The sequence below is a fragment of the Tissierellales bacterium genome, assembly GCA_035301805.1.
Classification (GTDB): domain Bacteria; phylum Bacillota; class Clostridia; order Tissierellales; family DATGTQ01; genus DATGTQ01.
Genome location: DATGTQ010000036.1, coordinates 1 through 11989, shown reverse-complemented (window position 1 = coordinate 11989; position 11989 = coordinate 1). Strand labels below are relative to the sequence as shown.

Sequence of the window (11989 nt, the reverse complement as noted above, 5' to 3'; positions counted from 1 at the left end):
TAGCCGCAGCCACTTGGATTAATACATCACCACAATATTTATCATTTTCAACCATTTTTTGTATTCCCTTTACTTGTCCTTCTATTCGCCTTAAACGCTTTGTAATTGCATCTTTATTTACATCATCAATACTTTTCAATTTATTCCCTCCTTTAAAGTATTTTTATCATCTCAAATTGAAGATTTTTTTCTTCAGCCACTTTTCTGTCAATTCTCTTTATTATTAAAAATGACAAAGCTAAAAAAATTACACCTGTTAAGAATCCAAAACCTTCATAACTTTTAAACCCGGCATATTTAAAAACTCCCATCCCCATTATTATTCCTATAATTAACATGAAAAAAGGAATCATATAAGTTAAAAAAGTATATTTTAAAACATTTCTACTTTTTGTTTTTATTTCAACAAAATTTCCCTCTTTAGCTTTTAAAGTATTAGGCATAGTAACAAAAACACTTGGAACACTACAACCTCCACCACAACTGCTACATCCTTCACTTCCACAAGCTGACATTCTTTTAACTTCTACTTCTGCTTTATCTCCTATAACTTTACTTACATAGCCTACTCGTTCCACTGAAACCCCTCCTTCGTTAATATACTTTTTATCACTTCTGACGCTATTATTAACCCTGCAGTTGGTGGTACAAAGGAAACACTACCAAGTCCCGTTTTGATAACGGGTCTCTCTTTAGACCAAACTACTTTTAATGATTCTATTTTTCTTTTCCTTAATTCTTTTCTCATTATTTTAGCTAATGGACACATATGAGTATCATATATATCGCTAACTTGGAGTAATGTAGGATTAAGCTTATTGGCAGCACCCATAGAACTAATAATAGGTATACCTTTTACTTTACATTCTTCAATTAACTCCAATTTTGATGATACCATGTCTATTGAATCTATTACATAATCATATTCTTCCTTTAACAAAGATTCTTTATTATCTTTATTGAAACATTCATTATGAATCATAATAGAAATATCTGGATTTATGGCTAATGCTCTTTCCTTCATTATTTCTACCTTTGGTCTTCCTATAGTATTAAAGTTAGCATGAATTTGTCTATTAATATTTGTAATATCTATTATATCATAATCTACCATAGTTAAATTACCTATACCACATCTGATTAAAGCTTCACAGGCATAGGAACCAACACCACCAATACCAAAAACCGCAACATGCTTATCTCTAAGCTTTTCAATATTATCTTTACCCAATAACATTTCCGTTCTATCAAAAGGCCCTTCCACATATATTCTCCTTCCATTACAATATATAAGATATAAAATAATAATTATGAAAGTTTGAATAAATTTAAATTTATTCAAACTTTCATAAAGTACTTACTCTTATTCATCTTTTAAATCTAATTCTAAATGTACTTCATTTAACTGTTCCTCAGTTATAGCTGTTGGAGCCTCTGTCAACAAGCAAGTTGCACTTTGAGTTTTTGGAAAAGCTATTACATCCCTTATATTTTCACTATTAGTAAACAACATAATCAATCTATCAAATCCATAAGCTATTCCTCCATGGGGAGGAACTCCATATTTAAAGGATTTAATTAAAAATCCAAACTTATCTTGTACTTCCTCGTCTTCTAATTTTAAAACCTTAAACATTTTGTTTTGAAGTTCTGGATCATTTATTCTAATACTACCCCCACCTATTTCATCTCCATTTATAACTATATCATAAGCCTTAGCTCTAACTTTCTCTGGTTCAGTTTCTAATAATTTAATATCCTCATCCATTGGGTGAGTAAAAGGATGATGCTTTGCAACTAATCTTCCTTCTTCCTCATTATACTCAAATAGAGGAAACTCAGTAATCCATACCATTTTTAAATCATTTTTATCAATAATATCTAATTGTTTTGCTACTTCTATTCTTAAATGTCCTAAACTCTCAAATACTACATTAGATTTATCAGCCACAAATAACATTAAATCCCCAGTCTTCCCATCCATTTCTTCAATAATATTATTTAACTCTTCATCTTTTAAGAACTTAGCTATTGGAGAGGATATTCCATCTTCTGTTAACTTAATCCACGCTAATCCTTTTGCGCCAAAATCTTTAATAAAATCTTCAAGTTTAGAAATATCTTTTCTTGAGAAATTTTCCTCATAACCCTTTACATTTATTCCTCTTACTTCACCTTTATTTTTATTTGTATTGCTGAAAACTTTAAAGTTAGAATCCTTTACTATATCAGTAATATCTTTAAGTTCAAAGCCAAATCGTAAATCCGGTTTATCAGAACCAAAACGTTCCATAGCTTCTTTGTAAGTCATTCTTGGAATAGGTAATTGGATATCAATACCCTTAAGTTCTTTAAATATTTTTTTCAATAACTTTTCATTTAATTCTATAATATCATCAATATCTACAAAAGACATTTCAATATCAATTTGAGTAAACTCTGGCTGCCTATTAGCTCTTAAATCTTCATCTCTAAAGCATTTTACAATTTGATAATATCTATCCATACCAGCTACCATTAGTAATTGTTTCATAAGCTGAGGAGATTGAGGTAGTGCATAAAACTCACCAGGATTTACCCTACTTGGTACTAGATAATCTCTTGCTCCTTCTGGCGTAGGCTTTGTTAACATTGGAGTTTCTATCTCAACAAAGTTATTTTCATCAAGAAATCTTCTAACAGTACTAGCGGCCTTATGACGAGTTTTCAAATTTCTCTGCATAAAAGGTTTCCTTAAATCTAAATATCTATATTTTAATCTCATACTTTCCTGTACATCATCATTATCCTTTATATAAATTGGAGGAGTTTCCGCCTTATCCAATATCCTCAGTTCATCTACTAAAACTTCTATATATCCTGTAGGTATTTCCTCATTAACAGATTCTCTTTTCCTTACCTTTCCTTTAATAGCCAAAACATATTCACTTCTTATTTTTTTAGCCTTTTCAAAATTTTCTTCTGAATAATTACTATCAAATACTATTTGTGATATTCCAGTTGTATCTCTCAAATCTACAAAAATAAGGGAACCTAAATTTCTACTACGTTGAGCCCAACCCATAAGAACAATATCTTCATCCATATGGACTTCCCTTAATTCCCCACACATATGTGTTCTTCTTAAATTACCCATTTTCTCTGCCATAATATTCCTCCTTATAATAATAAAAACCTCTCATCTCTGAAATTATCAGGGACGAGAGGTATATTTCCCGCGGTACCACCCTAGTTAGGTAAAAAACCCACTTTATAATATAACGCTTATAGCGAATAAGCCTACTTATGTTCAGCCTATTAACTCCAAGGTGTCTTCGTTAAATATTAACATTGGATTTCCACCAGCACCAACTCTCTATAGTTAAGGGATTTAACTACTACTCCTTTTCATAGTTAATTATGTTTTTTTAATTATAAAACAAATACTAATAATTGTCAACAGCTTTCCTTTTTCTTTCAATCATTTCATCAATTCTTACTAAATATTCTTTCAAACCTTTCACATTAGGAACTCTTTCTATCCTATTTTCCTTTGGAGAAAATATCTTTGATACGCCTCCTGGACCTACAGCTAATATACTCTCTTTTTCCGCCATAATTAAAATATTATATATACACTCCATATCTTTAATAGCATAACCTACATTTTCATAATTTCCAAGCATTTGTTTCTGCCTATATAGATAATAAGGTTTTAATCCCATTTTTTCTGCATATTCTCTACTTAGCTCTATCATATTTTCAATGATATTCTCTTCTTCAATATTATAATGATCCATAGTCTTTTTAAACTTTGAACCTTTCTTAACAGCTAAAGTGTGAATTGTTAAATTTTCAGGTTTTAAATCCATAATATTCTTTAAAGTGTATTCTACTTCCTTCAATCCTTCACCTGGCAGACCAAGAATTATATCCATATTTATATTACTAAAGCCTATTTTCCTTGCTAATTTATAGGATTCAATTATATCCTTAGAACTATGATTTCTCCCTATTAATTTTAAAGTTTCATCATTCATAGTTTGTGGATTTATACTAATTCTATCAATATCTTTAGCTTTTAACATAGTAAGGATTTCTTTATTTATAGTATCTGGCCTTCCCGCTTCTACAGTTATTTCTTTTACATTTTCCTTTCCAAAAATTAAGTATATATTTTCAATGATTTTTTCTAAATTTCTTACAGGTATAGCTGTAGGAGTCCCTCCTCCTATATATACTGTATTTATTTTCTTGTTTCCCATTATTTCTTTAACTCTTTTCATTTCATAAATTATCTTTTCTGTATATTCGTCTACATATTTTTCTGTTCTTTTTATAGAATTAGAAGGAAAAGAACAATAGACACATCTTGTAGGACAAAAAGGTATACTTACATATAAACTATATTTTTCTTCACTAATAGGATATAAATATTTTCTTTGTACATTCCCTATTTCTAACATTAGCTTTGCTTTTTCCTCTAATAGCTTGTACTCATTTTGAAGAATGTTTAAAATATTTTCATCATCTATGCCTTTATATATTAATTCTTCTACAACTTTTATTGGCCTTACACCTATTAATATTCCCCAAGGTACCTTTGCTATTTTAAAAGAATTTAATGCTTTATAAATACTTTGTTTTACTCCAAGATTCAACTTTTTTCTCAAATTATTTATTGCAATATTAATATTTTCTAAACTTTTAACTTCACATTCATTAAAAAGTTCCCCATTTTTAAAAACCTTAGTTACAGAGGAGAAACTATTCTCTAATTCCAGTAAATAATTTTCTATAAGCATACCTTCATTATCATACTCGTCTAAGTCTTCAATAAAAATAATTTCCTCTCCAAAAAAGAACATACGGACTAATTCATAAACTCCATATCTAAAATCATGGCCTTGTACATAAATATATATCATAATACGGACTCCTTAAACATCATCATCAAATTTCTTAATTTCATTTTTGAGTTTTCGGACATATTCTGGTGAAACCTCAAAATCCTTCGCAATTTCTTCGTCTTCCAATCCCAATTCTATTAAATCATATATTCCATATAAATCTATGCTCTTCTTATATTTATCATTAAATTTCATCAAAACCACCTCTAGGTAAATTATTAGTAGTAATAAAGTGCCCCTAAAGGTGGTTTTCTATTCTTATTTAATAAAAGGGTTAGTTACTTTTTCTCTTCCAATGGTAGAAGATTCACCATGACCTGGATAAACAATAGTATTATCCGGATATATTAAAAGTTTTTCCTTAATAGAAGATAATAAGGTTTCATAAGATCCACCGTATAAATCTGTTCTCCCTATAGAACCAGTGAATAAAGTATCACCAGTGAAAATCCTATCCCCTATTTTTATACTTACTCCACCAGGACTATGACCTGGAGTATGGATTATTTCTATAGTCATATCTCCTACTTTTAACTTATCTCCATCTTCTATATATTTATCTGGAGCAACCTCAATACCTTCAGAAGAAGCCTTACTATATATACCTTTTTTACCTGCCCTGAGTAATGGCTCATCTTCCTTATGGATTAAAACAGGTACATCTATTTTTTCTTTTAATCCTAAGATCCCATCTGTATGATCCCAGTGACCGTGAGTTAATATAATATACTTAATGGATAAACCTAAGTCTTTTATTTTATCACCTATTTCAGCTCCTTGGGAACCTGGATCTATTACTATACCTTCTTTTGTATCTTTACAATATACTATATAACAATTAGCTGCATAAATTCCTACAGGAATCTTAATTATTTCCAATGTATCCCTCCTAAAAAGTTTTTTTACTATCTAATAAAATGGTTACAGGACCATTATTTACTAAGCTTACATCCATTTCAGCACCAAATTGGCCTTTTTCCACATTAATATTTTCTGCCTTACATTTATCTATAAATTGTTCATATATTTCCTCTGCTTTCTTTGGAGATGCTGAATCTGTAAAGCTTGGTCTTCTACCCTTCCTAACATCTCCATATAAAGTAAATTGGGAAACAATTAATAATTCTCCCTTTATATCTAATAAAGACAGGTTCATTTTCCCATCTTCATCCTCAAATATTCTAAGATTAAGAATTTTTTTAGTCAAGTATTCAGTATCTTCTTCTGTATCTTCTTTACCAACTCCCAGAAGTACTAAAAGTCCTTCTCCTATTTCACCAACTATATTTCCCTTTATTTTTACATCAGCTTCAGAAACTCTTTGAATTACAGCCCTCATTTATTCCATCCTTTCCTTACTACACAGTCACTCTATATACGTCTATAACTCCTTTAATCTTTCTAACTCTTCTCATAAGATCTCCTAATTGTTCCCTGTTTTTTATTCCTAAAGTAATATTAATTAAAACTAGTTTTTCCCTATTAGTTCTAGCATTTAGTGCAATAACCTCCAAATCTACTTCAGTAATTCTTTGGGTTATCTCCGTTAATATTCCTGTCCTATCTGTTGACTTTATTTGTATTTCTGCTTGATAAGAAGCTTTTTCATTATTATCCCATTCAATATCTATAAACCTATCTTGATCATCTAAAAAAGTCACATTCGGACAGTCCTTTCTATGGACAGATACTCCTCTTCCTCTAGTAATATAACCTACAATTTCATCACCAGGAACTGGGTTACAACATTTAGAGAATCTTACTTTTATATTATCAGCACCTTTTATACTTACTCCTTGTGTTGCTCTTGGTTTTCTTTTTGTAGGTGGAATAATCCTTTCCTCTTTAAATACTTTTTCTTCCTTTATATCGTGATGCCTATTATAAATTTCCTTTAGCTTTGGCATAACTTGAGATAAGTTCACACTTCCATAGCCAAGAGCAGCATACATATCCTCAGGACTTCCTAAACTTAATTTATTTGCTACATTTCTAAGCCAATCTTCTTTTAGTATTTCAGTTAATTTATATCCTTGACGTTTTACTTCTTTTTCTAATAATTCTTTCCCCTTATTTACATTTAAATCCTTAGACTCTCTCTTAAACCACTGTCTAATCTTACTTTTAGCTCTACTACTTTTAACAATTTTTAACCAATCCCTACTAGGCCCTGTACTACTGCCAGATGTAATAATCTCCACAATATTTCCATTTTTAAGTTTATAATCTAAAGGCACAATTCTACCATCAACCTTACCTCCAACACAGGTATTGCCTACTGCAGTATGAACTCTATAGGCAAAATCTATAGGCGTAGCACCATTAGGTAAATTTATTACATCTCCCTTTGGAGTAAAGACAAAAACTTCATCTGTAAAGAAATCAATTTTCAAAGTTTCCATAAACTCCTTTGGATCATTCATATCTTTTTGCCATTCTAGTAGTTGTCTTAACCAAGTAAGTTTTTTATCAAGATTATTAGTCCTTACAGTTCCTTCTTTATATTTCCAATGAGCTGCAATACCATATTCTGCAGTTCTATGCATATCCCAAGTTCTAATTTGAACCTCGAATATTTCCCCATCAGAGCTTATTACAGTAGTATGCAGAGATTGATACATATTTGGCTTGGGCATAGCAATATAATCTTTAAACCTTCCTGGTATTGGTTTCCACATTGTATGAACTATACCAAGAACTCCATAGCAGTCCTTTATATTATCTACTATAATTCTAATTGCTGTCAAATCAAAAATTTGTTCAAAATCCTTGTTCTGATACATCATCTTCTTATAAATACTATAAAAACTTTTTGGCCTTCCACTAGTTTCATTAGGTATGTTAACCTCATCTAATTTTTTCTCCAGAATATCGGTTATCATCTTAATATAAGCTTCTCTTTCTTTTCTTCTCTTTTGCACCCGATCAACTAAATCATAATAACCTTCTGGATCTAAATATCTTAAAGATAAATCTTCTAGTTCCCATTTAATCCTTGATATCCCTAATCTATGGGCAAGGGGAGCATATATTTCTAAAGTTTCCAAAGCTTTTTCCTTTTTCTTTTCCTCACTCATATATTCCAAGGTTCTCATATTATGAAGCCTATCAGCTAGTTTTATTATTATTACCCTTATATCCTTAGCCATAGCTAAAACCATTTTCCTTAAGTTTTCGGCTTGATTTTCCTGTTTTGTTTTATATTGTAACTTTTTCAGCTTAGTAACTCCCTCAACTAAATTAGCTACCTCTTTGCCAAATTCTTCTACTAAGGTTTCATAGGTAATATCAGTATCCTCAATAACATCATGTAACAAACCAGCCATTATTGTTGGAGTATCCATATTTAAATCGGCTAATATCATAGCAACATTATACGGATGTATAAAAAAATTTTCTCCAGAATTTCTTAACTGGCCTTCATGGGCCTTTTCAGAAAAATTATAGGCTTTCATTATTTGTTCTATATCTACATGAGGATTGTACTTTTCAATTTTTAGAATTAAATCATCTATCATAACACTCACCTACTTGTTCTTATTGGAGTTCTTTTAAGCTGTATAAATACTCTAATGTAGGTTGCTTTAAAATATTAAACTTATCATTAGGCTTAGATAACAGTTTTATAAAATAAGCTCCATCCTTTTTAACAAAGTCTAGCAAATTACATTCTTTAAAAATTTCTAATATTAAATTTAATTTTGCCTCTGAAACATTAATATTAAAATTATTATTTATAGAGTTTAAATAAAGTTTAGAATCTAATTTAAAGATTTCTTCCCCAGAACTAAAAAATAATTTATAAAATAATCTCATTTCTTCTACTGTTGGTGTAATGTAATTTAATAACTTTTTATTAAGTTCATAATCTTTTTTAGAAGCCAATACCTCTACCTTTTCTAAATTTTTATCTAAAAACTCTTTTAAACCAAAATTATGAAAATTTGCATCATATAATATAATATTTTCAAACTGGTCAAAATCAATTTTATCTAACACTGGAAGTATAACTAAATTATTAGTTTTACCCTCTATAGTTTTATTAAAAGATATATTAGTTCTACCTAGAATATCTCTACCAGTCATTTGAATTAATCTTAATATTTCTTCTGCATTATAATAATTAAAAACTAATAATAATAAATTATTCTTTTCTTTTAATGCTTCTATTACATATTCTAATCTAAGATAATCATTTAATTCCGATAACTCCTCTAGCATTAAACCAGTTTCTTCAATCTTCTCTCTTGTTTTAAACAAATTTTTCATATGAATATAATAATTATTCCCCAATAAAGAGTCCTTTTTATTATTTATATCTTTTATTAATAACTGGGGGGTTGATTTTCCCATGTATTCATTAATATTTAGGGTACCAATTAAATCTATTTTATCATTATGTTTTAAAATATTAGCATAATTTCCAAAATTAAAACCTACTGCATCAACATCCTTATTCTCCCTATTTAATAACAATTTTAAATGTTTTTTTTCCTTGCCTATACCCCTAATATCTTTTATAGTTCCATTTTTAAAAATAAACTGGGGAGATGGATTGCCAATACCAAAGGGCTCTAAAGATTTTAGCTCCCTTGCAGTTTGTAAATTTATATCCTCAATACCAATTTCACAGTCTATAGTTATCTCCGGTATTAATTCATATTCATCTAAATCTTCATTAGCCACTTTATTAATTTTTTCTCTGAATTCATCAATTAACTCAGCTTTTATATGGATTCCAGCTGCCTGTTTATGTCCACCAAAGCCAATAAAACAACTACTACATTTTTTTAATCCTTCATAAATGTTAAAAGTAGAAATACTTCTTGCAGAGCCTCTAGCTTCACCATCTTCAATAGCAAATAATATAGTAGGTCTATGATGTTTTTCTACTATTCTAGAAGCAACTATACCTATAACCCCTGAATGCCAATCCTCAGAAGCCAGTACTATAACTCTTTCCCTATCTAAATCTATTTTTTCTTTTATTTGTTTCTCTACATCCTTAAGTATCTCACTTTCAATATCTTGTCTTTTTATATTTTCTTTATCAAGATTTTCTGCTAATATTATAGCTTTATCTTCATCTTTAGTCAAAAATAGTTCTACTCCATTTTTTGCTAACCCTAATCGACCACTAGCATTTAAACGGGGACCTAATACAAATCCTACATGATAAGAATATATATCTTGATTAGCTAAACCAGACACTTTTAATAAGGCTTGTAAACCTATATTATTACTATCTTTAATACTTTTTAATCCATTTTTAACAATTACCCTATTTTCACCTACTAATGGGACTATATCTGATACTGTACCTATAGTTACAAAAGGTAAGATATCTTTTTCAGCTAAAGGAATTCCCATTTTTATTGACAAAGCTTGTACCAGTTTAAAGGCAACTCCTACTCCTGCTAAATATTTAAAAGGATATGTAGAATCTTTTCTACTAGGATTTATTACAGAAAATGCTTTAGGTAACTCATCGCCACACTGATGGTGATCTGTTATAATTACCTCTATTCCTTTTTCATTGAAGTAGTCCACTTCATCAAAACTAGATATTCCACAATCTACAGTTATAACTAGAGATGCATCTTCTTTATGAATACGATCAACAGCTCCTTTATTTAACCCATAACCTTCTTCCAATCTATTAGGAATATAATAAAAAGAATTAGCACCAATTTCATCAAAAAAGATTTTTAATACAGTAATACTCGTAACACCGTCAGCATCATAATCTCCATAAATACAAATTTTTTCTCCTGCTTTTATTTTTTCTATTATTTTATCTGTAGCCTTATCCATATCGTTTAATAAGAAGGGATCCAGTAAACTGGTTAGTTCAGTATCCAAAAATTCTATACATTGTTGTTCATTAGTAAATCCTCTATTTAACAAAACCTTAGCAGTTAATAAGGATATATTTAAGGCTTTAGAAATTTCTTCAGCTTTTTCATAGTTTGCATCTTTTATACTATAAATTTTTTCAAAGTCAATCAACATATCACCTCAGATATCTTATTTATCAACTATTGCTATATCTTCACTTTCTTCATTATTTTTATCAAATTTATATTCGTTTTCTTTATCTTGATTTTCTTCACTATTAGCCTCTATTAAGGCCATTAAATTTTTTCTTTCTTCTTCGGAATTCAATAATCTACTTTTTAACTCTTTAACTTTTCTCTTATTTTTTATACTTCTAACAGAGCCTAGTATAGCAACTATTACTGCCCCTAAAATAGCAGAAATAAAAATTACAATTGCCTGAGATACATTTACTTTAGCAAATAAAAAATCAATTAACACCTTATCTCCATTTTTCAAAGCAAATATTGCAACAAAAGTAGCAAAAATTAATGATAAAATAAAATTAATTTGCATATTGTTCCTCCCTATCCTTATGATATAACAGATACAACCTATTTACCCTAAAAAGAAGGATTTATTTATAAAAAAACTGCCCAAAGGCAGTTTATACTCTTCTAGGTTTATAACCCCCATCTTTCCTTTCTTTAGTGAAAATATACCATAAAGGACTAGCAATAAACAAAGAAGAATATGTTCCAGCAATAATACCTATTATTAATGGTAAAGCTAGAACTTTTATATCTTCAACACCAAATATATATAAAGTAACTACAGCTGCTAAAGTTGTTATAGATGTATTAATTGACCTTTTAAAAGATTCTTTCACACTGAGATTTACCAATACATCATTAGATTCTTTTCTATTAAGCTTTTTATTTTCTCTTATCCTATCAAAAATAACAATAGTATCATTAATTGAATATCCTAATATAGTTAAAATTGCTGCAATGAATGATCCATTTACTGGGACCCTAAACACTGCATATACTGATATTGTTATTAACACATCATGTAATAAAGCTAAAATAGCTGCAGTTGCAAATTTAAACTCAAATCTCCAAGTTATATATATAAGCATTGCTACTATAGCAAGCAGAGATGAAAGCAAGGCTCTATTTCTAATTTCTTTTCCCATTGCTGGACTAAATTTTTGAAACTGTGTAAAATTTTCATCTTTTAAACCATATTTGTCTTTAAATTTTATAATTATTTCATCTTTT

The 11989-nt window shown here is 29.3% G+C and carries 12 protein-coding genes and 1 other annotated feature; all 12 genes read right to left on the bottom strand.

The genetic code is table 11. The features are described from left to right. A partial coding sequence (locus tag VK071_01620) for a metal-sensitive transcriptional regulator (protein ID HLR34014.1) occupies window positions 1–139 on the bottom strand: 139 nt, incomplete at its 3' end. Between the two features lie 13 nt (window positions 140–152). Next, window positions 153–578, bottom strand: a complete 426-nt coding sequence (locus VK071_01615; protein ID HLR34013.1) for a SoxR reducing system RseC family protein — start codon at window positions 576–578, stop codon at window positions 153–155. Further along, complete coding sequence (locus VK071_01610) at window positions 566–1264, bottom strand: tRNA threonylcarbamoyladenosine dehydratase (protein ID HLR34012.1); 699 nt, start codon at window positions 1262–1264, stop codon at window positions 566–568. The genes VK071_01615 and VK071_01610 overlap by 13 nt, the downstream gene beginning before the upstream one ends. Before the next feature lie 99 nt (window positions 1265–1363). Further along, window positions 1364–3148 carry an aspartate--tRNA ligase gene (gene aspS, locus VK071_01605; protein HLR34011.1) on the bottom strand — a complete coding sequence of 595 codons (1785 nt, stop codon included), beginning with the start codon at window positions 3146–3148 and terminating at the stop codon, window positions 1364–1366. Window positions 3149–3192: 44 nt separating this feature from the next. Continuing rightward, window positions 3193–3400, bottom strand: a binding site (T-box leader). Window positions 3401–3425: 25 nt separating this feature from the next. Then, a complete protein-coding gene (gene hemZ / locus VK071_01600) occupies window positions 3426–4907 on the bottom strand; it encodes a coproporphyrinogen dehydrogenase HemZ (GenBank protein HLR34010.1) in 1482 nt (493 codons plus the stop codon). A gap of 12 nt (window positions 4908–4919) precedes the next feature. Next, the gene (locus VK071_01595) at window positions 4920–5084 is read right to left on the bottom strand and encodes a hypothetical protein (protein ID HLR34009.1); all 165 of its coding nucleotides are present in this window, start codon (window positions 5082–5084) and stop codon (window positions 4920–4922) included. 63 nt (window positions 5085–5147) lie between these two features. Further along, entirely contained in the window at window positions 5148–5768 is a 621-nt protein-coding gene (locus tag VK071_01590; GenBank protein HLR34008.1) for an MBL fold metallo-hydrolase, read from the bottom strand. Between the two features lie 10 nt (window positions 5769–5778). After that, the gene (dtd, locus tag VK071_01585) at window positions 5779–6228 is read right to left on the bottom strand and encodes a D-aminoacyl-tRNA deacylase (protein ID HLR34007.1); all 450 of its coding nucleotides are present in this window, start codon (window positions 6226–6228) and stop codon (window positions 5779–5781) included. A 19-nt stretch (window positions 6229–6247) separates the two neighbouring features. Further along, entirely contained in the window at window positions 6248–8407 is a 2160-nt protein-coding gene (locus tag VK071_01580) for a bifunctional (p)ppGpp synthetase/guanosine-3',5'-bis(diphosphate) 3'-pyrophosphohydrolase (GenBank protein HLR34006.1), read from the bottom strand. A gap of 19 nt (window positions 8408–8426) precedes the next feature. Then, window positions 8427–10901, bottom strand: coding sequence for a single-stranded-DNA-specific exonuclease RecJ (gene recJ / locus VK071_01575; GenBank protein HLR34005.1), 2475 nt, complete (start codon window positions 10899–10901; stop codon window positions 8427–8429). Window positions 10902–10916: 15 nt separating this feature from the next. Next, window positions 10917–11282, bottom strand: coding sequence for a LapA family protein (locus tag VK071_01570; GenBank protein HLR34004.1), 366 nt, complete (start codon window positions 11280–11282; stop codon window positions 10917–10919). Window positions 11283–11373: 91 nt separating this feature from the next. Continuing rightward, the coding region (gene secF, locus VK071_01565) for a protein translocase subunit SecF (protein ID HLR34003.1) at window positions 11374–11989 on the bottom strand (616 nt) is incomplete at its 5' end.

Bases quoted from the DNA above. Each gene is read 5' to 3' on its own strand.
- aspS (HLR34011.1), bottom strand. From the start codon at position 3,148: ATGGCAGAGAAAATGGGTAATTTAAGAAGAACACATATGTGTGGGGAA.
- hemZ (HLR34010.1), bottom strand. From the start codon at position 4,907: ATGATATATATTTATGTACAAGGCCATGATTTTAGATATGGAGTTTAT.
- VK071_01595 (HLR34009.1), bottom strand. From the start codon at position 5,084: ATGAAATTTAATGATAAATATAAGAAGAGCATAGATTTATATGGAATA.
- dtd (HLR34007.1), bottom strand. From the start codon at position 6,228: ATGAGGGCTGTAATTCAAAGAGTTTCTGAAGCTGATGTAAAAATAAAG.
- VK071_01580 (HLR34006.1), bottom strand. From the start codon at position 8,407: ATGATAGATGATTTAATTCTAAAAATTGAAAAGTACAATCCTCATGTA.
- recJ (HLR34005.1), bottom strand. From the start codon at position 10,901: ATGTTGATTGACTTTGAAAAAATTTATAGTATAAAAGATGCAAACTAT.
- VK071_01570 (HLR34004.1), bottom strand. From the start codon at position 11,282: ATGCAAATTAATTTTATTTTATCATTAATTTTTGCTACTTTTGTTGCA.